Raw genomic sequence first — 23,273 nt, 5'->3', positions numbered from 1 at the left:
GGGCGTTCAGCGCCCGCCGCTCAGGTCGATGAAGCTGCCGGTGGTGCAGGAGGCTTTGTCCGAGAGCAGCCAGAGAATGGCCTCGGCCACTTTCTCGGGGTAACCGCCACGGCCCATGGGAATGACGAAGATCAGCACAGCCAACCCTCTGCGGTTGATCTTGATCGTCGCGATTTCAGTAGGCCTTCGCTGGGTCTACTGAAGTCGCAGTCTGTATGGCTTGGACTACCGCGCACTCAGCAGCAAAAGCAAAAGTGCAGGTTACTGACCCAGGTCGGCCATCGGGCGCTCGACAAAGCGGATACTGTCACGCCCGCCCCGCTTGGACTGATACAACGCCACATCGCCCTGCTCGATCAAGGCAGCCAGGCTCGCCGGTGGCTGATCGAACAGGTTCGCGCCGATACTCAAGGTAACCGCCTGGGGTGTAGGCACGGTCTTGCCAGCATACTGATGAAACTGCTCGCGCAGCACCCCACCCAGTTCCATCACCCGCTCACTGCTGGCCCCACTCAGCAGGATGACGAACTCGTCCCCGCCCAAGCGCGCCGCCAGCGACCGCTCCGGCAGCACCGTGCGAATCATCTCGCTCAGTGCAATGAGCAAACGGTCCCCGGCAATATGCCCATGCAGGTCGTTGACCAGCTTGAAGTTGTCGATATCGATCAGCAGCAATGCCCCAGGCTGCACCGGGCTGACGTCCTTGAAGAAATGCGTCGCCCGCACCTCCAGCGCTCGCCGGTTGTAAAGCGCGGTCAGCGGGTCGCGCGCCGCCAGCCGGGCAATCCGTTCTTCACGTCGGTAACGCACGGTACCGGTCATCGACAGGGCAATCAGCATGATTGCCATCGCCCCTTCCACGAGCGAAACCTGAATGATCAGCCCACCAAAGGTCGCCAGGTCAATCAAGGTGCCCGGGGTGATCGCAATGATTGCCTTCACCACATAGAACAGACCATGAATCAACAACACATAGCGCAACTGCACCGCGCCAACGCTCAGCGACTTGCCATGCGGCCGCAGCAGCAAACTGGCCTTTAGCGTCAACGCCGCGACCAGCAACGAGTTGACCATCAGCATCACCTTCGACCACTGCGGCCCTACGGGCAACAGCAGCAAGGCGAACCAGACCACCACGATCATCAGCCAGGAACGCGACAAGCGCTCCTGGGTAAAGCGCAGCACACCCATCAGGAAAAACCCGTGTGCCACCACCAACAAGCCATTGGCAAACCAGATCCCGATGAACAGCAAACCGATCCCGCGCAACAAAGCCAGGATGCAACCGACAGTAATTGTGGCGAAGCCCGCGCTCCAGAACAGCAGCGAGGGTTCGCGGACACTGCGCCATTCAATCGCCAGGTACAGGGCAGCTGCTGCCGCCAGGGCGACCGAAATGGTCAGCATCGTGGGTGGATCTAGCGCCATATACGCTTTGGCCTATCTGGTTAACGAGGAAAGGGCGCGATTGTATGCGCTCGTGATGACTTTTCGGAGAGGCCGTGGTCGGCTGCCTGCAAATGATAGCTGAGCTTCAAGGTTGCCCTGCCAGCATAGATATCATATTGCTATCACTTCTTGCTGGGTAGCCAACCTGACGATCAGTCACCCTTCATGTTCAGCGGCATGGCCAGGCTCATCGCCAGTTCCTCGACAAAAGGTTTCCTGCAATTTCTGCGCCTCGCCCTGAGTGAAGAGATATCGCTGTACCAGATCATTGGGCTGGCGGTGGTGCTGTTTGCCGTGTCGGGGGCTCAAGGGCAAGCGACAAGCCGAGGTGGCACCCACCAAAGGTGCCACGGCCTGATGCCTCGGGTGGCTGCACTGGCCTTGGCTTGCCGGCGACAGGACCAGTGCAGGTGACGTCACAACACCCGTTTGATCAGCGGCTCTAGCCGGCTGTAACGCAACCGCCGCAAGAACTTGCGCACCTCCTTCGGGTGCTCTGCCTTCTCGCCAAGCGCCTCAGCCGAAGCGATTGGCGGCGCAAAGCGGCGCAACTCATTCAGTTCCGCCTCGCGTGGCGCCAGCCACTGCCCTTGCGGGTCATCGATCAGCAGGCCGTTTTCCAAGTCCAGATTAAAGCCCCGCGGGTTGAGGTTGTTGCCGGTCAGCAGTGAATAGCGCAGGTCGACCCACACGCCCTTGGCATGGAAGGTATGCCCGGGATCGTTCCAGATCCGTACCTGCAACTGGCCACTGGCAATCGCAGCATGCCGCCGCCGAACGAAGGCGCGCAAGTTGTCCTCGTACAGGTAGGGCAGCGCACCACTGGCGCTGAACGGTTCGCCCGGGGCGATGTAGAAATCGTTGGCCGTACGATCACCGACGATCAGCTCCACCCGAACACCTCGTGCCAAGGCATGGTCGAGTTCACGCATGACAACCCGTGGCGGGTTGAAATACGGCGTGCTGATGATGATCTGCCCATGCGCCGCCGCCAGCAAGGCGCAGAGCGCCCGGTTCAGTGGGTTACCCCTGCCCACCCCCAGCAACGGGATCACCCGCAGGCCCTGCCCTGCCACGCTGGCCGGCGCCTCATAGGCCATGCGCCGCAACCGCGCGCGCAAGCGCCGGATGTCGCCACGCAGGCTGCGGGTGGAGGGTGATGCGGGCAGGTCAAGGCGCGGTGTGGCGGTGTGATGCAGCAAGCGCTGCACCAACGCGACCATGGCATCAGCCAGTGCCGGTGACTGGAAAAGGTGATAGCGGTCCAGGCGATAACGGTCGAAGCGGTGCAGGTACACGTTATTCAGGCTGGCACCGGTATAGATCACGCAGTCGTCGATGATGCTGCCCTTCAGGTGCAGCACCCCGAACAGCTCGCGGGTCTGCACAGGGACGCCATGAATGGCGATATCCAGCCCACGCAGTTGGCGCTGGGCCTGGTACCAGGCAGCGTTGCCCGGCTGGCGCCCGGCGCCGAGCAGGCCACGGCGGGCACGAAACCAATCGACCACGATGGTGATCTGCAGGCCTGGCCGCGCGGCCTTGGCCTGGTACAGGGCATCCAGCACCTCCTGGCCAGCCTCGTCTTCTTGCAGGTAAAGGGCGACGATGACGATGCGCCGGGTTGCCGTACGGATACGTTCAAGCAGGCAGGCGCGATAGGCCTTGGCATCCGGCAGCACCTGGATCGACTCGGGCGCGATGGGGTAGCCTGGCAGGCCTGCCAGCAAGGATTCGGGGTTCACTGACGATCACCTTCTGTGTGCAATCACTGTCGGCTCTACCAATCGGCGGAGCCATTCCTGGCCGCTGTACCCGGGGTGTAAGATCGACCCGGCAACGACGCATAACAAAAAGAACCACGCGAGGCCCTGTTTTCTCACTGCCCCTGACAAACCATGCCTCAGCTTGCACAGGAACAGCGCAATGGTCCACCCCGCTTCTGCAAACCTATCGCCCTCTAGTGTAAAGAGTTGTTCAGTAAAGACCTTCGGCTTCCTGATTTTGCCCAATTTCACCACCATCGGCCTGGCATCAGCAGTGGAAACCCTGCGCATGGCCAACCTGGCCGCACGCAAGCCGCTGTTTCGCAGTGTGCTGATCGCGGCGGACGACGCCCCGGTGGTGGCCAGCAACGGCATGCGCGTGCTGCCCGACTACAGCATCGCCGACGCCCCGGCGCTGGATGCCCTGCTGGTGGTCGGTGCCAACCCGATCGACCGCGGCCGTGGCAACCGCCCGCTGATCGATTGGCTACGCCAACTGGCTCGGCAGCGCTTGCCCTTGGGCGGCATCTGCACCGGCAGCTACTTACTGGCCAAGGCCGAGCTGCTCAAGGGCTACCGCTGCACCATCCACTGGGAAGACCTGCCGGCGCTGCAGGCGCACTTCCCCGGGATCGTCATCTCCAGCCAGCTGTTCGAACTGGACCGCGACCGTTACACCTGCTCGGGCGGGGTAGCGGCGATGGACATGATGCTGCAACTGGTGGCCCGCGAACCCGGCGGCCAGGACATCGCGGCCAAAGCCGCCGAACTGCTGCTGTGTGACCGTGTGCGTGGCGAACGGGAGCGCCAGCGGGTGCCGCTGCGCACCCTGCTTGGCAACGGCCAGCCCAAGCTGAGCCAAGTGGTGGCAATCATGGAGGCCAACCTGGAAGAGCCGCTGGCGCTGGAGGAACTGGCCAGCCTCAACGAAGTGACCGTGCGCCAGCTTGAGCGACTGTTCCACAAGTACCTGCAGCGCACGCCCAGCCAGTATTACCTCGAACTGCGCCTGTCCCGGGCGCGGGAACTGCTGCTGCGCAGCGATGTGCAGGTACGTGAGGTGGCGCTGGCCTGCGGCTTCAGCTCGCCCGCGCATTTTTCCAAGAGCTACAGCCGGTTCTTCGGCTTGTCACCCTTGGGGGAGCGGCGGCAGGCGTCGCTCCACTGAACCGGGTCAGGTAATGGCTGTGTTGGCCTTTTCGCGAGCACGCCCGCGCAAAGGCCGGTACAGCCCAATCAATCTTCCAAGGCCGAGTGCGCCGTCTCCCGGCACATCAACATGGCTACCAGCGCCACCAAGGCCGCCGCCAGCAAATACCCGGCCGGCGCCAGTTTGCTGCCGGTCACCTGGATCAGCCAGGTGGCAATGAAGGGTGCCGTCCCGCCAAAAAACGCATTGGCCACATTGAAACTCAGGGCAAAGCCGCTGAAACGCACCCGGGTGGGGAAGATTTCTGCCAGCAGGCACGGCAAGGTTCCATCGTTCATCGCCAGCATCGCGCCGAACACTATCTGGATCGCCAGGATCACCAGCAGCGGCTGACCGTCCAGCAGGCGGAACAGCGGCACGGTCAAACCCAGGAATAGCAGCGAGGCCACCACCAGCATGGTCTTGCGCCCGAACTGGTCGGATAGCCGCCCCATCAGGAAGATCAACCCAATGTAGGTGGCCAGCGACACGGTCGAGGCAATGAACGAATCGCGCTCGCTCATGCCCATTTCACTGGACAGGTAGGTCGGCATGTAGCTCAGCAGCAGGTAGAACGCCACCGCGTTCAGGCAAGTAACGCCTATGCCGATGGCCAGGCTGCGCCGGTGCTGCCCCAGCAACTCACGCAGCGGCGTCGGGGCCAGGCCGGCTTTGTATTCCAGGCGTTGCTCCATCTCCAGGAACTTGGGTGTGTCCTGCAGGCTCATGCGGATATACCGCCCCACCAGGCCGAACGGCGCCGCCAGCAAAAACGGCAGGCGCCAGCCCCATTCATGCAAGGCTTCGCTGCTGAGCAGTTCGTGCAACAGGGCAACAAACGCCGCACCGAACAGCAAACCCGCCGCCGTACTGGCCGGCACGATGCTGGTGTACAAGCCCCGCCTGCCCGGCGGCGCGTATTCGGCCAGGAACGCTGCGGCCCCGGCGTATTCGCCCGATGCGGAAAACCCTTGTACCAGGCGAATCAACAGCAGCAGGCACGGCGCCCACAGGCCGATTTGCGCATGGCCAGGAAGCAGGCCAATGCAGAATGTAGAGACCGACATGATCAAGATTGACCACGATAGCGCGTTGCGGCGGCCATGGCGGTCGCCGAAATGGCCCCAGACTATGCCGCCTAGCGGCCGCACCAGGAACGACAAGGCGAACACCGCAAAGGTTGCCAGCAGACCAGTGGTCTTATCGGTTTGTGGGAAAAAGGTGGCGGCGATGATGGTGGCCAGATAGCCGTAGGCGGCGTAGTCGAACCACTCGACGAAGTTGCCCATGAAACTGGCCCGGGCGGCCTTGCGCAGGGCCTGGCGTTCGGCGTTGTGCGCGGGGCCGGCGACAGCGGATGGGTCAAGGGTGGTGCTGGACATGACGGGTACCCTCTGGTTCTTTTAATTGGAGGCAGGGTCTGGTGGTCATACGGGCTATTTTTTTGTTGTCTGTGCTGGCCTCATGCTGCAAGCCAGCGCCCACAGGGTTCTGCGCAAGTCCTGGATAGTGCGCAGCACCTGTGGGCACTGGCTTGCCAACGATGAGGCCAGCATGGGTGCTTATTTGCGGATGATGTTGTGCTCCGGCCCGTACGGGAAGCGGGTGATGTTCTCGGCACCACTGTCGTTGACGATCAGGATGTCATGCTCGCGATAGCCACCCGCACCCGGCCGCCCTTCGGGCAGCATGATCATAGGCTCGATCGACACCACCATGCCCGGTTCCAGCACCGTGTCGATGTCTTCGCGCAGCTCCAGCCCGGCCTCGCGACCGTAGTAGTGGCTCAATGTGCCGAACGAGTGGCCGTACCCGAAGGTGCGGTACTGCAGCAGGTCATGGCGCAGGAAGATCTCGTTCAGTTCCCGGGCGATATCGCTGCAGCGCATACCCGGACGCACCAGTTTCAAGCCGGCCTCGTGGACTTCGACGTTGGCCTCCCACAGGCGCAGGTACTCATCCGGGCAGTGGTCGAGGAACAGCGTGCGCTCCAGCGCGGTGTAATAGCCAGCAATCATCGGGAAACAGTTGAGGCTGAGGATTTCGCCCTTGCCGACCCGACGGCTGGTCACCGGGTTGTGCGCGCCATCGGTGTTGAGCCCGGACTGGAACCACGTCCAGGTGTCCATCAGTTCTGCATCGGGGAAACGCCTGGCAATTTCGCGCACCATCGCCTGGGTGGCGTGCAACGCCACCTCGTATTCGGGCACATGCTCGCGCAAGGCCTCGACCACCGCCGCGCCGCCGATATCGGCCACCTGTGCACCGTGACGGATCAGCGCCTGCTCCTGCGCCGACTTGATCATGCGCATGCGCATGCACGGTGCACCGATGTCCACCAGTTCGGCCCTGGGGTAGCAGGCAGCCAGTTTGCCGTGGTTCTGCAGGTTGAGGTGGTCGTACTCCACGCCGATGCGCGAGGCCAGTGGCAGTGCCTGCTGGATGGCGACGAAGTAGTTGTCGCGCTGCCAGTCGGTGTAGACGATGTTGTCCGTGCCGACCGTGCGCCGCCAAGGTTGCCCGCCATCGATGTTGGCACTGATCGAAACCACTTTGTCCTGGGTGATTACCAGGGCATACGGGCGGCCAAACGAGCAGTACAGGAAGTCGCTGTAATAATTGACATTGTGGTACGAGGTGAAGATCGCCGCCTCGATGTCCTGCTCGGCCATGTAGGCCCGCAGACGGGCGTGGCGGGCGGCATATTCCTGGGCAGTGAAGGTTGGCTGCACCTTGTCGCCGTTGCGGATTTTCAGGGTCTTGGGCATTTGCATGGTCGGGGTTCCTTGTCGTTGTGAGCACGCTGTTCAGGCCGGCCGCCTGAGAAGCATTGCAACAGAACCGACGAGGGCACTTTTGTATCTATCCGACCTGGAATTGGCGGGATCGCCGCGGGTTTGGGGGCGCAGGGCGCCCCCAAGTTCAATGCAGCTATTTCAGGTCGAAGCGATCCAGCTCCATGACCTTCTCCCAGGCAGCCACAAAGTCCCGCACGAACTTGTCACCACCATCACCACTGCCATACACCTCGCTCAACGCCCGCAACTGCGCATGCGACCCGAGCACCAGATCCACCCGGCTAGCAGTCCACTTCACCTGCCCGGTCTTGCGGTCGCGTCCTTCAAAGGCCTCGTTGTCCGCCGATGTCGGCTTCCATTCCACGCCCATGTCCAGCAGGTTGCGGAAGAAGTCGTTGGTCAGGGCACCAACCTTGTCGGTGAACACACCCTGGGTGTTGCCGCCATGGTTGGCCCCCAGCACCCGCAGGCCACCGATCAGCACGGTCAGTTCCGGCGCGGTCAGGGTCAGCAGTTGGGCTTTATCCAGCAGCAGCTTCTCGGCCTTCACGCTGTAACGGCCCTTGCTGAAATTGCGGAAGCCATCGGCCAGCGGTTCCAGCACGGCGAACGACTCGACGTCGGTCTGCTCTTGCGAGGCATCGGCGCGGCCCGGGCGGAACGCCACGCTGAGGTTGTGCCCGGCGTCCTTGGCCGCCTTCTCCACCCCAGCGGCGCCGGCGAGGACGATCAGGTCAGCCAGGGAAACCTTCTTGCCGCCGGCATTGAACTCGGACCGGATCTGCTCCAGCGCCGCCAGCACCTTGCCCGTGCCCTGGTTGGCCGCCCAGTCCTTTTGCGGTGCCAGGCGCAGACGGCCGCCATTGGCCCCGCCACGCTTGTCCGAGCCACGGAAGGTCGAGGCCGCCGCCCAGGCAGTGGCCACCAACTCGCCAACACTCAGGCCCGTTGCCAGCACCTTGGCCTTGAGCGCGGCAACGTCCTGCTCGCCTATCAGCGGGTGGTCGACTTGCGGGATCGGGTCTTGCCAAAGCAGTTCTTCATTGGGCATTTCCGGCCCGAGGTAGCGCGCCAGCGGGCCCATGTCGCGGTGGATCAGCTTGTACCAGGCGCGGGCGAAGGCATCTGCCAGTTGCTCAGGGTTCTCCTTGAAACGCCGGGCGATCGGCTCGTAGATCGGGTCGAAGCGCAGCGCCAGGTCGGACGTCAGCATCGATGGCGCGTGGCGCTTGGCCGGGTCGTGGGCATCCGGCACGGTGCCCGCCCCTTTGCCCTCTTTCGGCGTCCACTGGTGGGCGCCCGCCGGGCTCTTGGTCAGTTCCCATTCAAAGTTGAACAGATTGTTGAGGTACTCGTTGCTCCACTGGGTCGGCGTCGAAGTCCAGATCACTTCCAGGCCGCTGGTGATGGCATCGCCACCTTTGCCGGAGCCGAATTTGTTGGCCCAGCCCAGGCCCTGCAGTTCCAGGCCGGCTGCTTCGGGCTCAGGGCCGACGTTGTCTGCCGGGCCGGCGCCATGGGTCTTGCCAAAGGCGTGGCCACCCGCGATCAGCGCCACGGTTTCTTCATCGTTCATGGCCATGCGGCCGAACGTTTCACGGATGTCCTTACCCGAGGCGACCGGGTCGGGGTTGCCTTCCGGCCCTTCCGGGTTCACGTAGATCAGGCCCATCTGCACCGCGGCCAGCGGGTTCTCGAGGTTGCGCTCGCCACTGAGGTCCCGGCTTTCTTCCTGCGGGTGCTTGGCGGGCTCTGCCACCAGATCACCCTGCCCTGGCGGCTGGGCCTTGACCTGGTCTTTGCCATAGCGCGTATCACCGCCCAGCCAGACCTTTTCAGAGCCCCAGTACACATCTTCGTCCGGCTCCCACACATCGGCGCGCCCGCCCGAGAAGCCGAACGTCTTGAAGCCCATCGATTCCAGGGCGACGTTACCGGTCAGCACGATCAGGTCTGCCCAGGAAATCTTGTTGCCGTACTTTTGCTTGATTGGCCACAGCAGGCGCCGGGCCTTGTCCAGGCTGACGTTGTCCGGCCAGCTGTTGAGCGGAGCGAAACGCTGCTGGCCTGAACCCGCGCCACCGCGCCCATCGCCAATGCGGTAGGTACCGGCGCTGTGCCAGGCCATGCGGATGAACAACGGTCCGTAGTGACCGAAGTCGGCCGGCCACCAGTCCTGCGAGTCGGTCATCAGGGCGGTCAGGTCTTTTTTCAGCGCCTGGAAATCGAGGCTCTTGAACGCCCTGGCGTAGTCGAAATCCGGGTCCATCGGGTCGGACTTCGATGAGTGCTGATGGAGAATTCTCAGGTTGAGCTGGTCAGGCCACCAGTCACGGTTGGTGGTGCCGCCACCTGCGGTTTGATGGAACGGGCATTTCGATTCGTTCGACATCTGCGGGTACCTTTGGGTCGGTTATCCAGATTTCCGGTCTATGCCAGGTGTTCTTTCAGCCGAGCGCGTGCGCTCGAGCTACCCCTCATCAGGTGTACACGGGGCTTGCGAAGCTGTCACGGCGGGCGGGCACGGTCTTGCACGCAGGTGCTCACACACTGCCCGTTCGCGGAATTCGCGGGGCCAGGGGAAAGACTAGCCGAGCTTGGGCAGAGGTCTAATAGAGTGGCTATTGGAGGGCGATAGGTTGGCTCTGTCAGATTGACCTGTGCCGGCCGCTTTGCGGAAGGGCCCGCACAGGGATTTTTCCTGTCAGTGCTGAGTAGCGGCACCCGGCATCAGCTCATAAGGGTGCTTCCAGCCAGGCAACGCCTGGATCCGCGCCTTCCATGCCTCAATGTGGGTGAACGCTGACAACTCGATTCCGGTGTCCTCGGGCATGAACACATACCCTGCCAACGACAGGTCAGCGATGGTCAGGCGCCCACCCACCATGTACGGCGTTTTCGCCAGGTGTGCGTCGACGATGCGGTAGGCCGCCGTGGCCCGCTCGCGCAAGAAGTGGGTCACATCAGTTTCGCCCGTTTTCTTCAGGCAAAACAGAAAACGCAACGCGGCGTAATAGCTGGTGAATTTATGGTTGTCGAACAGCATCCAGCGCCAGATCTCCCGCTTTTCCTCCTCGTCACGGGGGCCGAACTGCCCGGTTTGCTCAGCAAGGTATTCGAGGATCAGCGCGGACTGGGTCAAGGACTTGCCGGCGTGTTCCAGCACCGGCACCTCGCCCTGCTCGTTGACCTCGTCACGCCAGGCTTGCTCGCGGGTCTGGCCATTGAAAAAGTCGACGAACACTGGCTGCCAGTCTTGGCCAGTGAGCTCAAGCATCAGCGCGGCCTTGTAGGCGTTGCCGGATTCAGCGAAGCAATGCAGCTTGTAGTCGGGCATGGGCGGACCTTCATTTTCCTTTGAATGATCATGCTGCCCGAGCAGATCACGCCCGCCCCTGCGCCGTCAATCCAGCCCCAGGCGATTTGCACATGGCGCCCCAGGGCGCAACTCCGGCTTCGCCATCGTCGTGCCAGAGCCGAGTGTGCTCGAGGTGCGTGATTACGACCAAATGTTCAGGCGTGCGGCTGCTTTGCAATATCCAGACGAACAAGGGAACTACCACCACCCCGTGCTTTCTTAAACACTGAGTGTTTTATTTCCCTGTGCTTCACGCTACTGGAGAACAAGACATGCGCCACCTACTCCTCGCCCCTGCGCTGCTGCTCCTGCTGCCTGCCGGTGCCGCCCTGGCCCGCGTCGATGCGGGCGACGTCGCCACTTCGGCCGGTGTTTCCGCCTCGCTCTACTCTACCTTCAAGGACGACAAACGGATCATCCCGGCCCGTGACGAGCTTTCTGCCTTCGTCGCCAGTGGCGGTGAGATTCGCGGCGCCTATGTTGAAGCGGCGTTGGAGCAGGCGCGCAAAGACCATCCAGGGCTGCAAGCCAATGATGAAGAGCTGGCCAGGGCCATCCTGTCGCAGGATGACCGCATAGCCGATCACTGAGGCTGACCTGCACCGGCCCTGTCGCGGGCTTACCCGCAATGGGGCCGGTGCAGGCACATTACCCCCAGCCATCCATGCGCATGGTCGCCCTGATCAAGCGCTGTTCCTCCTGCTCGATCTCCCGCAAATTGTCACGAATGCCATTGATGTGTTCGCGCGCCGCCCGCTGGGCTTGTTCAGGAAGCTGCTCCATGACCGCGTGGTACAAGCGCGCATGCTGCCGATCGATCTGGCGCTTCTGCGCCGGCCGGCAATACAAGTTGTTGACCGAAGCGAACACCGTGCTCAAGGTCAGGTCACTGAGCGATTGCAGGGTATGCACCAGCACCGGGTTGTGCGACGCCTCGCTGATCGCCCGGTGAAAAGCATGGTCACGTCGGGCATGCTCGCGGGCATCGAGCGGCTCGGCAGCCTCGTGCGCCGCCAGCATCTCTTCGTAGCGACGGCGGATCAACAAGCGGTCGACCTCGGTGGCGCGCAATGCCGCCAGCCGCGCCGACTCAGCCTCCAGCAATGCCCGCACCTCCAGCAGGTCGAACAGCGTACGGGGCTGCGAGCTGAACAAGTGCATCAATGGCGTAGCACCCACCTGCCCTGTCAGGTCGGCGACGAACGAACCGCGCCCCTGTTCGGTATCAATGATGCCGCGCCCACGCAGAATGCGCAGGCCCTCGCGCAGCGCTGAACGCGAACAGCCAAGCTTCTCCACCAGGCGCCGCTCCGAAGGCAGGGCCTGGCCGACCTTGAGCACACCTTCGACAATCAGCCGTTCGACCCGCTCGGCCACCTGATCAGCAACCTTGGCCTTGCCTTCCGTACCCACTGCGCACCCTCCTACTGGTAGGACCACTTCGACCACGCCCTCCAATCTAGCCGGCCAAAGCCGTCAATCACCAGTACCCACAGCATAAACTGGTAGGACCAGCTGCGCCTGCACTCGACCTCCACCACCGCCACGCGCAGGCTGCTACGGTGAACGCTTTGCCAACAACAATAAAAACCGTTGCCGAGTGAGCCGATGAATATCCTGTACGACGAGCGCGTCGACGGCGCGCTGCCCAACGTGGACCGAGCAGACGTGTTACAAGCGCTGCGCGCCGCCTTGCCCGACCTCGAAATCCTGCACCGCGAAGAAGACCTCAAACCCTACGAATGCGACGGCCTGTCGGCCTACCGCACGGTGCCGATGCTGGTGGTGCTGCCGGAGCGCCTGGAGCAGGTAGAGACCCTGCTCAAGCTTTGCCATCAGCGCGGCGTGCCGGTGGTAGCACGGGGGGCCGGTACCGGCCTGTCGGGCGGCGCCCTGCCGCTGGCCAAGGGCATCCTGCTGGTGATGGCACGCTTCAACCGCATCCTGGAGGTGAACCCCCAGGGCCGGTTCGCCCGCGTACAGCCTGGCGTGCGTAACCTGGCCATCTCCCAGGCTGCCGCCCCTCATGGTATGTACTACGCGCCAGACCCGTCCTCGCAAATCGCCTGCTCCATAGGCGGCAACGTCGCCGAAAACGCCGGTGGCGTTCATTGCCTGAAATACGGCCTGACCGTGCACAATCTGCTCAAGGTGGAAATCCTCACCGTCGAGGGCGAACGCCTGACGCTGGGCAGCGATGCCCTGGACAGCCCGGGCTTCGACCTGTTGGCCCTGTTCACCGGTTCCGAAGGCATGCTTGGCATTGTCACCGAAGTCACCGTGAAGCTGCTGCCCAAGCCACAGGTGGCGCGGGTGCTGCTGGCCAGTTTCGACAGCGTCGAAGACGCCGGGCGGGCCGTTGCTGACATCATTGCCGCCGGCATTATCCCCGGCGGGCTGGAAATGATGGACAACCTGGCGATCCGCGCCGCGGAAGATTTCATCCACGCCGGCTACCCAGTGGACGCAGCGGCGATCTTGCTGTGTGAACTGGATGGCGTCGAGGCCGATGTGCACGACGACTGCGAACGGGTCGCCGCCGTACTGGCAGATGCCGGCGCTCGCGAGGTGCGGCTGGCCTGCGACGAGGCCGAACGGGTGCGCTTCTGGGCCGGGCGCAAGAACGCCTTCCCGGCGGTGGGGCGCATTTCCCCGGACTATTACTGCATGGACGGCACCATTCCACGGCGCGAACTGCCGCGGGTACTCAAGGGCATCAGCGACCTTTCCAGCGAATACGGCCTGCGCGTGGCCAACGTGTTCCATGCCGGCGACGGCAACATGCACCCGCTGATCCTGTTCGATGCCAACCTGCCGGGCGAGCTCGAGCGCGCCGAAGCCATCGGCGGCAAGATCCTTGAACTGTGCGTGGCCGTGGGCGGCAGCATCACCGGCGAACACGGCGTGGGCCGCGAGAAGATCAACCAGATGTGCGCGCAGTTCAACAGCGATGAAATCACCCTGTTCCATGCGGTAAAGGCCGCATTCGACCCACAGGGCCTGCTCAACCCCGGCAAGAACATCCCGACCCTGCACCGCTGCGCTGAATTCGGCGCCCTGCATGTGCACCATGGGCAGCTGCCCTTCCCTGCGCTGGAGCGCTTCTGATGAGCATGGACCGCGATAACAGCCAGGCCCTGCTGGAGCAGGTCAACCAGGCCCTGAACCAAGGCACGCCACTGCGCATACTGGGCAGCAACAGCAAGGCCATGCTCGGCAATGCGGTGGCCGGTGAGGTGCTCGACACCCGCAGCCACCGTGGCATCGTCAGCTATGACCCGACCGAACTGGTGCTGACCGCTCGCGCCGGCACACCGCTGCGCGAAATCGAGGCAATCCTGCACGGAGCCGGCCAGATGCTGCCGTGCGAACCACCCCACCTTGGGCCTGATGCGACATTGGGCGGCATGGTCGCGGCCGGTTTGTCGGGCCCCAGGCGGCCGTGGGCTGGGTCGGTGCGGGACTACGTGCTGGGTACACGCGTCATCACCGGCCACGGCAAGCTGTTGCGCTTTGGTGGCGAGGTGATGAAGAACGTCGCCGGCTACGATGTGTCACGCCTGATGGCGGGGAGCTTCGGGTGCCTGGGGCTGTTGACCGAGGTGTCGCTGAAAGTGCTGCCACGCCCGCGACAGTGCCTCAGCCTGCGCCTGCCGATGAACCGCCACGAGGCGCTGGCCGAGTTGGCCGAATGGGGGCAGCAGCCGCTGCCGATCAGCGCCGCCTGCCATGACGGCGAAGCACTGCACCTGCGCCTGGAGGGCGGCGAGGGCTCGGTGCAGTCGGCACGCCAGCGGCTGGGGGGTGAACCACTCGATAGCAGCTTCTGGAGCGACCTGCGCGAACAGCGCCTGGCCTTTTTCAACGGCCCTGACCCGCTGTGGCGCTTGTCCGTGCCCACCGCCTGCGGTGAGCTGGAGCTGCCCGGCCAGCAGCTGGTCGACTGGGGCGGCGCCCAGCGCTGGCTCAAGTCCAGCGCACCGGCACACGCCATTCGCGACCAAGTTGCCAAGGTGGGCGGTCACGCCACCGGTTATGCCCCCGGTGCGGCCAGCAGCGCGCCACTGACCGCCGGCCTGATGCGCTACCACTGCGCCCTGAAGCAGCAGCTCGACCCCCAGGGCATATTCAACCCTGGCCGCCTGTACCCGGACCTGTGAGGCCAGACCATGCAAACCAACCTCAGCGAAACCTCCCGCCGCCTGCCCCGCGCCGATGAAGCCGAGAGCATCCTGCGCGCCTGCGTGCACTGTGGCTTCTGCACCGCCACCTGCCCTACCTATCAGTTGCTGGGCGACGAACTGGACGGCCCGCGCGGACGCATCTACCTGATCAAGCAAATGCTCGAAGGCGAGCCGACTACCGCCAGCACCCAGTTGCACCTGGACCGCTGCCTGACCTGCCGCAACTGTGAAACCACCTGCCCTTCCGGGGTGAAGTACCACGACCTGCTGGACATCGGCCGCGCCGTGGTCGAGCAGCAGGTGCCACGCCCGCTCAGCCAGCGCCTGTTGCGCCAGTGCCTGCGTGCGGTGGTCCCGCGGCCGGCACTATTCAAGGCGCTGACCCGCAGCGGCCAGGCCCTGCGCCCGCTGCTGCCGGCTACGCTCAAACGCAAGCTGCCGGCCCGCGTCACACCGCCCGGCCAGCGCCCTGCGCCGCGCCATGCACGCCGGGTGCTGGTGCTCGAAGGCTGCGTGCAACCCGCGCTGTCGCCCAACACCAACGCCGCCGCCGCGCGGCTGCTCGACCGTCTGGGGATCAGCGTGCAACCGATCCGGCAGGCGGGTTGTTGTGGCGCAGTGGATTACCATCTCAACGCTCACGAGCAAGGCCTGCAAAGGGCCCGGCGCAATATCGACGCCTGGTGGCCGGCCATCGAGGCCGGTGCGGAGGCCATTGTGCAAACGGCCAGCGGATGCGGCGCATTCGTGCGGGACTACGGCCACCTGCTGGAAAAAGACCCCCGGTACGCCGCCAAGGCCGCACGGGTCAGCGCCCTGTCCCGCGATCTGGTCGAAATACTGCGCGACGAGCCGGTAGAGCAACTGGGCCTGTGCGCCGAACAGCGCCTGGCCTTCCATTGCCCGTGTACCTTGCAACATGCCCTGAAGCTGGGCGGCGCGGTGGAAGCATTGTTGACGCGCCTGGGCTTTAGCCTGACCGCAGTGCCCGATGGCCACCTGTGCTGTGGTTCGGCGGGCACTTATTCGCTGACTCAGCCGGAGCTGTCTTTGCAACTGCGCGACAATCGGCTGAATGCCCTGGAAAGCGGCAAACCGCAAGTCATCGCCACTGCCAATATCGGCTGCCAGAGCCATCTGGACGGGGCTGGGCGCACGCCAGTGCGGCACTGGATCGAAATCGTCGAAGCAGCCCTGAACCCGGAGACCTCCCATGCATAGCAAGTTCGTGATCGGCCAGGCCGATGTAGCCCGAGTACTGACCGCCGCCCGTCAGGAAGCCCTGACCCAGAACTGGAGCGTGACCATCGCCGTGGTCGATGACGGTGGCCACCCGCTAGCACTGGAACGGCTGGACGGTTGTGCGCCAGCCAGTGCCTACATCGCCCTGGAGAAGGCCCGTACCTCGGCGCTGGGGCGCAAGGAAACGCGGGATTACGAAGCTATGGTCAACGGCGGGCGCACCGCGTTCGTGACCGCGCCGCTGCTGACCTGCCTGGAAGGAGGCGTGCCCCTGAAGCTGGAAGGCCAGGTAGTCGGCGCCATTGGCGTGTCCGGGGTCAAGCCCGAACAGGATGCCCAAGTGGCCAAGGCCGGGGCTGCAGCCCTCTGAACCCGGTGCCGGCGATTGCGCCAGCACAGGCTGCATCAACCGTGTGAATCCACCACCACGGCCTCGCCAATCGCATAAAAATGCCCACCCGCCACGTAGTGCAAGCTGCGCCACTGCGGGTCGGCATTCTCATAAGCCCAATGGCCATCGCGGAATACCCGGTTATCGGCCCAGGCCGCCACAACCTCGCCAATGAACAGGTCATAGGTGTGCTGGTTGTGCGGCTCATCGATCACCCGGCACATCAACCAGGCCGAGCAGCCCTGTACCAGCGGCGCCGTGTATCCCTCGACCCGCGCCAGCTGCACCCCGATGCTGGCCAGCTTGTCGGGCTGGTCGAACAGGCTGCGTGTCCCTACCTGATGGGTCAGTTGCGCCTGAGCCGCGGTCGGCACCTGGATCACGAAGTAGCCACTGCCCTCTACCAACTGCCGGGTGCGGGCAATCTTGTCGAGTACCACGGTCACCTTTGGCGGGTCGAAATCCAGGGCGCAGGCCCAGGCCGCCGCCATTACGTTGTCCACCCCATCGTGGCTGGCCGATACCAGCACCGTCGGGCCGTGGTTCAGCAGCCGATAGGCCTTTTTCAGGTCGACGGGTTGGAAATGGCTGTGCATGGCAATCCTCGGCAAGGCAGGTCGCAAAAGCACGATTGTGCCGCAGGCACCCCAGAGTCGCCACATTCGAGCGGCTTCAGAAATTCCCTACAACACGCGCGGACGCGTCCTACTTGCTGCCTCAGCCTGGAGAAAACAAGATCTGCACAGGATGACCATCCAGGGGAAATGCCGCATGCACCTGTACGCCCGCTCCATTGCCGAACTCCGCAACAGCCTGCGCGAAATGCTGGACCATGAGATCAGCAACCCTGATGAAGACCCGCACCTGTCGGGGGTGATGTTCTTCTGTGCGACCGATGAACAGACCCGCTTGCTGATCGAGCGCATCGAGCTACTGGCCAGCGAGGTGTTTTTCGCCCCGAACGGGCGGGTTATCACCGAGCATATGCGAGCGGCTGCAGTGGATGGCGTGTGCATCAAGCGCAACCGCAAGGCACCGGCAGACGAGACGGTGATACGCATCGCGCTGGCGGACAAAGGCTATATCACAGTGAGCACGGCCCGGTTCTGATGGCCATTCATGGGGCCGCTGTGCGGCCCCATGCTGTTCCCCAGCCAATCCGCTATCCTGTGCACACCCCCGCTCCGGACCGTCCCATGGAACTGCACATTCGGCTGGATGGCCGCAAAGGCCTGGCCGACCAGCTTTACCAGCAATTGCGCGCCCGTATCGACAACGGCCACCTGGCTGCCGGCACTCAACTGCCACCCACGCGCCTGCTGGCCGAACAGCTGGGGGTATCGCGCAAGACCGTGGCCGAAGCCTATTCGCGCCTGACCTATGACAACCTGCTCAGTGGGGTGGTCGGCCGTGGCACCTTCGTCACCCCGCGCCACCCCCTGCGCAGCAGCGAACCCGCCGCCATCGCCCTCGCTGGCGCCGCATCGCTCGAACGTTGGCAACAGCGCGCCACGGTGCTTGGCCAACGCCAGCTGCAGGCCCCGTCACGCTTCGACTTCATCGGGGGTGCCTCGAGCAAGGCACAGTTCCCGTTCGACCAGTGGCGCAGTTGCCTGAACTACGCTTTGCGCCGCAGCCAGCGCCACCCCGAGCGGCAGTTCGCGGCCCAAGGCCTGCCGGAGCTGCGCGAAGCCATCGCCCGCCACATTGCCTACGCCCGCGGCGTACATTGCAGCGCCGCCGATCTGCTGGTGTGCAACGGCGCCCAGCAGGCACTGGACCTGATCGCCCGGGTGCTGGTCGAACCCGGCTGCCGGGTGGCCGTGGAAGACCCTGGCTACCCGCCGGCACGCCAACTGTTCCTGGCTTTGGGCGCTCGCCTGCAATCGGTACCGGTGGACGCTGAAGGGCTGTGCGTGGAGCAGATCGCCGATGGCACCCAACTGATCTACGTCACGCCGTCGCACCAGTTCCCCCTGGGCATGCCGATGAGCGAGCCGCGTCGCCAGGCCCTGTTGGCGCGGGCTGCCGAGCTGGGGGCGCTGATCATCGAAGACGATTACGATTGCGAGTTCCGCTACCATGGCCCGGCCTCGGACGCCCTGCAGCGCCTCGACCGGCATGGCCTGGTGGCCTACGTCGGGACATTTTCCAAGACCTTGCTGCCTGAGCTGCGCCTGGGTTACGCCGTGTTGCCGCCTGCCGTGCTGCAGGCCGCCTGCGTGGCCAAGCACCTCAGCGACTGGCACAGCCCGACCCTGCTGCAATGGGCGCTGGCGCGCTTTCTTGGCGAAGGCCACCTGAACAAGCACATTCGTCGCTGCCACGAGGTCTACAGCGCCCGCCGCGAGCGCATCCTGGCGCGCCTGGGCGGCGATCTGGCACCGTGGTTCAGCGCCATCCCCGCCAGCGCCGGCTTCCATCTCAGCGCCTTGGCCAAGCCCGGGGTCGATGTGGAGTTACTGGCCAACCTGGCGCGCAAGGTGGAGGTTGGCCTGTACTCACTGGCACCCTTCTTCAGCGAAGCGCCGGTACGCCCGGGGCTGCTGATGGGCTTTGGCGCCATCGAGCTGCTGGATATCGACCCGGCACTGGACCGGGTACGCGATACCTTGCAGCGTCTCAGCTGACCGGTGCAGCCTTGCCCGCCACTGCCCGGCGGGCGATGACGGCCGCATAACCGCGCGGGTTGAAGCACGCGGTTACCAGCAACATGGCCAGCACGGTCACGGTCAGCAGCGTCCACGACGCCTGGAAGTCGCCACTGACATCGCGCAGCCAGCCAGTGATGTACGGCACGATGCCGGTGATGATGAAGCCGATGCCCTGCACGAACGCCGCCAGGCTGCCAGCCTCGGCCGGGTTTTTCAGGTGCTCCAGGGTCAACGTCAGGCATTGGCTGAAGCAGGCACCCAGGCCAAAACCGATCATCGCCACCCACATCCCCGACGCCACTGTTGGCGCCAGCAGCAGGCCGAGGAAGCCGGCCAGCTGAATCCCCAGCGCCAGCCATAGTCCCGGGCGCCGGTCTGCCAAGCGCCGCAGCAGCAGCGGCAGGCCCAGCGCGCCGGCCACCTGGAAGATGGTCATCAGCCCCACCAGGTCGGCGCCACCCTGGGCGCTGCCGCCGTGTTCTATGTGGTAGGCCGGCAACCAGGCCACCATGCTGGTGTAACCGCCATTGATCAGGCCGAAGTACAGGGCCAACACCCAGGCCCGGCGGGTGCCGAACCAGTGCCCGCCCGTAGCCCCTGGCAGCGCTGGCGCGCCCTGGCGTGGCCGCAGCACGACCCAGGCCAGCACGGCCAGCAGCGCCGGAATCGCCCACAGCCCAAGGCCGGCCTGCCAGTGGCCGAAGTGGCCGCTGATGTGTGGCCCAAGCACTGCTGCCAGGCCACCGCCTGTCATCAGCGCCGCCGAATACAGGCCCATGGCCCCGGCCAGGCGCCCCGGGAACCAGCGGTTGACCAGCCCCGGCATCATGCCCTGCACCAACGCCACGCCCAGGCCGGCCAGCACCGCACTGGCGATCAGCGCCCAGGCACTGTCCAGTTGCAGACGCCACAGGCAAGCCAACGCGATCGCCGCCAGCCCGCCAAGCATGCCGCCATGCTCGCTGATCCCGCGCCGCAGCCACGGCTGTAGCAGTGGCACCAGGCCCATGCACAGTACCGGCAGCGCGGTCAGCAGGGCGGCCTGCTGGTAGCCCAGTCCGGTGCTGGTGCGCATGGGCTCAAGTAACGGGCCGATACTGGTCAGGATCGGCCGCAGGTTCAGCGCCAGCAGGATCACCAGCAACAGGTTCAGTGCAGCTCTCATTGTCAATCGGTTCTCTTCTGGCAAGACCTGGCCATTATCCCGGCTTGGCTGGCCTGGCAGAAATGAAGAGATTGGATGCTTGTCAGTGGCCGGCTGAATGCACGATTGGCCTCCCGCTTATGGGCGGAATTGGCTATCGGGGTAGCCATTGTGCGGCGCTACAGTGACGCCATCGCCACCCCACACCTTTTCTGGAGACTGCCGTGCATAACCGTATCGAATGGGCCAAACACGCCCCCGAAGCCTACAAGGCCATGGTCGGCCTCGAACAGGCCCTGGCCAACAGCGGCCTGGAAAACTCGCTGCTGGAACTGGTGCGCTTGCGCGCCTCGCAGATCAACGGCTGCGCCTACTGCGTCAACCTGCACGCCAACGATGCGCGGAAGGCCGGTGAGACCGAAGCGCGCCTGCAGACCTTGTGCGTATGGCAGGAAACGGCCTACTTCACCCCGCGCGAACGCGCAGCGCTGGCCTGGGTCGAAAGCCTGACCCGCTTGCCTGAACAAGGCGCGCCGCAGGGGGAGTATGAAGCCCTGCGGGAGCACTTCGAGCCGGCCGAGGTGGCCAACCTGACCTTGGCGATTGCCACCATCAATGCCTGGAACCGGTTCGGGGTCGGGTTTGCCATGGTGCCGGCCTGAGCATTGCCTGCCAGCCTTTTACCGGCCTCTTCGCAAACAAGCCCGCGATGACGCCAGTGCAGGTCGCAGCTACCGCCCGGCCAAGCGAGCCCGGTAGCTGCCGGGGCTCTGCCCGGTCCATTTCTTGAACGCCCGGTGAAACGCACTGGGCTCCTGGAAGCCCGCCTGTTCGGCGATTTCTGCAATGCTCAGCACCCCTTCGCGCAACCGCTCGAAGGCCATGGCCCGGCGCACTTCATCCTTGATCTGCTGGTACGACCGCCCCTCGCGCTCCAGCTGTCGGCGGAAGGTGCTGGCGCTGATCCCCTGCTGCTGCGCCAGTGCCGCCAACGTCGGCCACTGCCCATAACGCCGCGCCCGCAGGTGCCGGTAAACCTCGGCCACCAGGCCGTTCTGGTTACGAAAGCGAATCACCAACCCCTGTGGCGCACTGCGCAAGAATGTCTTCAGCGCTGCCACATCCTGCACCACCGGCAACCGCAGGCAGGCGCTGTCGAACTCCACCTCGGTACGCCCACTGCCCAGGCGCAGGTCCGGCCCCCACAACAGCAGGTCGTCTTCCTGGGCCGGGCGCGACACCGCCAGCTCGGTGCGGTCGATGGTGATCCGCCGCCCGCCCAGCCAGCACAGGATGCCGACCATCAGCACCAGGTAGGTTTCTTCGGCATACACGCGGGTCAACGGGTCGGCGATGGTCGATTGCACACTGATCAGCGCGCGCCCACCACGCACCGTCAGGCTGCCGCGCAAGTCGCGCAGAAACAAGCCGAAGCCGCCCACGCACTGGCGCAAGGCCTTTTCCAGGTTGGGCTCAAGGATCAGCCCGCGACAGATCAGGGCGAAACTGCCCAGCGGCATGCCATGGCTGTCGAGGCGAAAGAACTCATCGTCCAGGCGCTGGATCAGCGCCAGCCACAGCTCGGCGAAGGCCTTGGCCGGCACCCGCGCCTGGGGCTGATCGAGCAGCTGCGGGTCGATGCCCACCGCGCGCAACTGCGCATCACGCTCGACAGGGCTGTCGCGCAAAGCGTGGAGCATCGCATTGAGGAAGTACACGGCGACCGAATCGCTATCGCGCATGGCGGTTTTCGCTGTCTATGCTGAGTGGCAAAAAGTGCCAGGTTGTTTGAACAGTTCCGGCATAGGCTGCAACAGAGCCTTTGCCTAGACTCGGACCCACTCCGGGATCTCCCCGGCCATTCTCGCAGAGCCTGGCCCGGTCCCGCCATGCCTTCGCAATCGGAGCTACCATGAGCAGCGCAGAAATCTATGTCGTCAGTGCCGTCCGTTCAGCCATTGGTGGCTTTGGCGGTTCCCTCAAGGATCTGCCACTGGCCGACCTGGCCAGCGCCATCACCCGCGCCGCCATCGAGCGGTCGGGCCTGGCCGCCGAACAGGTCGGCCACCTGGTAATGGGCACCGTCATCCCTACCGAACCCCGCGACGCCTACCTGGCGCGGGTAGCCGCAATGAATGCCGGCATCCCCAAGGAAACCCCTGCTTTCAACGTCAACCGCCTGTGCGGCTCTGGCCTGCAGGCCATCGTCTCGGCGGCCCAGGGCCTGTTGCTGGGCGACACCGACGTGGCCATTGCCGCCGGTGCCGAATCCATGAGCCGTGGTCCTTACCTGCTGCCGCAGGCACGTTGGGGCGCACGCATGGGTGACCTGCAAGGCATCGACTATACCGTCGGCGTACTGCACGACCCGTTCGAGCACTTCCACATGGGCATTACCGCTGAAAACGTGGCGGCTAAACATGGCATTACCCGCGAAATGCAGGACGAACTGGCCCTGACCAGCCAGCGCCGCGCCGCCCGCGCCATTGCCGAAGGCCGCTTCGCCAGCCAGATCGTGCCGCTGGAACTGAAAACCCGCAAAGGCAGCGTGCAGTTCAGCGTCGATGAACATGTGCGCGGTGACGTGACCGCCGAGCAACTGGCCGGCATGAAGCCGGTGTTCAAGAAGGACGGCACCGTCACCGCCGGCAACGCCAGCGGCATCAACGACGGTGCCGCCGGCCTGGTGCTGGCAACCGGGGATGCCGTACGGCGCCTGGGCCTGAAGCCGCTGGCTCGCCTGGTCGGCTACGCGCATGCCGGGGTGGAACCGGAGCTCATGGGCCTGGGGCCAATCCCCGCGACCCACAAAGTACTGGAGAAGACCGGCCTCAAGGTGCAGGACCTGGACGTGATCGAGTCCAACGAGGCCTTCGCCGCCCAGGCCTGCGCCGTGGCGCGCGAATTGGGCTTCGACCCGGAAAAGGTCAACCCCAACGGCTCCGGTATTTCACTGGGTCACCCAGTGGGTGCCACCGGCGCGATCATCGCCACCAAGGCCATCCATGAACTACAGCGCATCCAGGGTCGCTTCGCCCTGGCCACCATGTGCATCGGTGGCGGCCAGGGTATCGCCATCGTCTTCGAGCGCGTTTGAG

21 protein-coding genes are annotated in these 23,273 nt (G+C 64.4%); 10 read left to right on the top strand and 11 right to left on the bottom strand.

Annotated features, from left to right (window positions below):
* Positions 1-6: 6 nt before the first annotated feature.
* The 3 genes from E8E68_RS08940 to pssA all read right to left on the bottom strand — a co-directional run bounded on the left by E8E68_RS08940 (position 7) and on the right by pssA (position 3,194).
* Positions 7-174, bottom strand: coding sequence for an SDR family oxidoreductase (locus tag E8E68_RS08940; protein WP_323054376.1), 168 nt, complete (start codon positions 172-174; stop codon positions 7-9).
* 87 nt (positions 175-261) lie between these two features.
* Complete coding sequence (locus E8E68_RS08935; protein WP_266029726.1) at positions 262-1,407, bottom strand: GGDEF domain-containing protein; 1,146 nt, start codon at positions 1,405-1,407, stop codon at positions 262-264.
* Between the two features lie 458 nt (positions 1,408-1,865).
* A complete protein-coding gene (gene pssA, locus E8E68_RS08930; RefSeq protein ID WP_266029725.1) occupies positions 1,866-3,194 on the bottom strand; it encodes a CDP-diacylglycerol--serine O-phosphatidyltransferase in 1,329 nt (442 codons plus the stop codon).
* Between the two features lie 181 nt (positions 3,195-3,375).
* On the opposite strand from pssA, the gene E8E68_RS08925 reads away from it, so the two are divergent.
* Positions 3,376-4,383: a GlxA family transcriptional regulator gene (locus E8E68_RS08925; RefSeq protein WP_266029724.1), complete on the top strand. Its 1,008-nt coding sequence runs from the start codon at positions 3,376-3,378 to the stop codon at positions 4,381-4,383.
* Positions 4,384-4,451: 68 nt separating this feature from the next.
* Here the strand turns inward: E8E68_RS08925 and E8E68_RS08920 are convergent, their stop codons facing one another.
* The 4 genes from E8E68_RS08920 to E8E68_RS08905 form a co-directional block, all read right to left on the bottom strand.
* A complete protein-coding gene (locus E8E68_RS08920) occupies positions 4,452-5,786 on the bottom strand; it encodes an MFS transporter (RefSeq protein ID WP_266029723.1) in 1,335 nt (444 codons plus the stop codon).
* 180 nt (positions 5,787-5,966) lie between these two features.
* Positions 5,967-7,178, bottom strand: a complete 1,212-nt coding sequence (locus tag E8E68_RS08915; RefSeq protein WP_266029722.1) for a M24 family metallopeptidase — start codon at positions 7,176-7,178, stop codon at positions 5,967-5,969.
* Positions 7,179-7,335: 157 nt separating this feature from the next.
* On the bottom strand, positions 7,336-9,594 hold the full coding sequence (katG, locus tag E8E68_RS08910; RefSeq protein WP_266029721.1) for a catalase/peroxidase HPI: 2,259 nt from the start codon (positions 9,592-9,594) through the stop codon (positions 7,336-7,338).
* A 312-nt stretch (positions 9,595-9,906) separates the two neighbouring features.
* Entirely contained in the window at positions 9,907-10,539 is a 633-nt protein-coding gene (locus E8E68_RS08905) for a glutathione S-transferase (RefSeq protein WP_280340752.1), read from the bottom strand.
* 293 nt (positions 10,540-10,832) lie between these two features.
* Between E8E68_RS08905 and E8E68_RS08900 the strand changes: the two genes are divergently transcribed.
* The gene (locus tag E8E68_RS08900; RefSeq protein WP_110743211.1) at positions 10,833-11,150 is read left to right on the top strand and encodes a DUF2388 domain-containing protein; all 318 of its coding nucleotides are present in this window, start codon (positions 10,833-10,835) and stop codon (positions 11,148-11,150) included.
* A gap of 58 nt (positions 11,151-11,208) precedes the next feature.
* Here E8E68_RS08900 and glcC read toward each other — a convergent pair whose 3' ends face one another.
* Complete coding sequence (glcC, locus tag E8E68_RS08895) at positions 11,209-11,973, bottom strand: transcriptional regulator GlcC (protein ID WP_266029719.1); 765 nt, start codon at positions 11,971-11,973, stop codon at positions 11,209-11,211.
* 195 nt (positions 11,974-12,168) lie between these two features.
* Between glcC and glcD the strand changes: the two genes are divergently transcribed.
* The 4 genes from glcD to E8E68_RS08875 are packed head-to-tail and all read left to right on the top strand — an operon-like array spanning position 12,169 to position 16,356.
* Entirely contained in the window at positions 12,169-13,668 is a 1,500-nt protein-coding gene (gene glcD, locus E8E68_RS08890; RefSeq protein ID WP_280340750.1) for a glycolate oxidase subunit GlcD, read from the top strand.
* Positions 13,668-14,720 (top strand): glycolate oxidase subunit GlcE, encoded by a 1,053-nt coding sequence (gene glcE / locus E8E68_RS08885; RefSeq protein WP_280340748.1) that lies wholly within the window; start codon positions 13,668-13,670, stop codon positions 14,718-14,720. The genes glcD and glcE overlap by 1 nt, the downstream gene beginning before the upstream one ends.
* Positions 14,721-14,729: 9 nt before the next feature.
* Complete coding sequence (gene glcF / locus E8E68_RS08880; RefSeq protein ID WP_280340747.1) at positions 14,730-15,965, top strand: glycolate oxidase subunit GlcF; 1,236 nt, start codon at positions 14,730-14,732, stop codon at positions 15,963-15,965.
* On the top strand, positions 15,958-16,356 hold the full coding sequence (locus E8E68_RS08875) for a heme-binding protein (RefSeq protein ID WP_280340745.1): 399 nt from the start codon (positions 15,958-15,960) through the stop codon (positions 16,354-16,356). Before glcF ends, E8E68_RS08875 begins: the two co-directional genes overlap by 8 nt.
* 35 nt (positions 16,357-16,391) lie before the next feature.
* On the opposite strand, the gene E8E68_RS08870 is transcribed toward E8E68_RS08875, so the two are convergent.
* The gene (locus tag E8E68_RS08870) at positions 16,392-16,973 is read right to left on the bottom strand and encodes a flavin reductase family protein (protein WP_266029714.1); all 582 of its coding nucleotides are present in this window, start codon (positions 16,971-16,973) and stop codon (positions 16,392-16,394) included.
* A 175-nt stretch (positions 16,974-17,148) separates the two neighbouring features.
* On the opposite strand from E8E68_RS08870, the gene E8E68_RS08865 reads away from it, so the two are divergent.
* The gene (locus tag E8E68_RS08865) at positions 17,149-17,487 is read left to right on the top strand and encodes a hypothetical protein (RefSeq protein ID WP_266029713.1); all 339 of its coding nucleotides are present in this window, start codon (positions 17,149-17,151) and stop codon (positions 17,485-17,487) included.
* Between the two features lie 86 nt (positions 17,488-17,573).
* Positions 17,574-19,007 carry a PLP-dependent aminotransferase family protein gene (locus tag E8E68_RS08860; RefSeq protein ID WP_280340743.1) on the top strand — a complete coding sequence of 478 codons (1,434 nt, stop codon included), beginning with the start codon at positions 17,574-17,576 and terminating at the stop codon, positions 19,005-19,007.
* Here the strand turns inward: E8E68_RS08860 and E8E68_RS08855 are convergent.
* Complete coding sequence (locus E8E68_RS08855) at positions 19,000-20,196, bottom strand: cyanate transporter (protein WP_280340741.1); 1,197 nt, start codon at positions 20,194-20,196, stop codon at positions 19,000-19,002. The genes E8E68_RS08860 and E8E68_RS08855 overlap by 8 nt on opposite strands.
* A 203-nt stretch (positions 20,197-20,399) precedes the next feature.
* On the opposite strand from E8E68_RS08855, the gene E8E68_RS08850 reads away from it, so the two are divergent.
* Entirely contained in the window at positions 20,400-20,837 is a 438-nt protein-coding gene (locus E8E68_RS08850; RefSeq protein ID WP_280340739.1) for a carboxymuconolactone decarboxylase family protein, read from the top strand.
* Positions 20,838-20,906: 69 nt separating this feature from the next.
* On the opposite strand, the gene E8E68_RS08845 is transcribed toward E8E68_RS08850, so the two are convergent.
* Entirely contained in the window at positions 20,907-21,917 is a 1,011-nt protein-coding gene (locus tag E8E68_RS08845; protein WP_280340738.1) for an AraC family transcriptional regulator, read from the bottom strand.
* Positions 21,918-22,087: 170 nt separating this feature from the next.
* Between E8E68_RS08845 and E8E68_RS08840 the strand changes: the two genes are divergently transcribed.
* The gene (locus E8E68_RS08840) at positions 22,088-23,272 is read left to right on the top strand and encodes an acetyl-CoA C-acyltransferase family protein (RefSeq protein WP_280340737.1); all 1,185 of its coding nucleotides are present in this window, start codon (positions 22,088-22,090) and stop codon (positions 23,270-23,272) included.
* Position 23,273: the final 1 nt, after the last annotated feature.

Origin of the sequence: Pseudomonas sp. BN607 (genome assembly GCF_029871175.1) — a bacterium.
Taxonomy (GTDB): Bacteria; Pseudomonadota; Gammaproteobacteria; order Pseudomonadales; family Pseudomonadaceae; genus Aquipseudomonas.
This window is presented reverse-complemented; position numbering and strand designations above follow the sequence as displayed.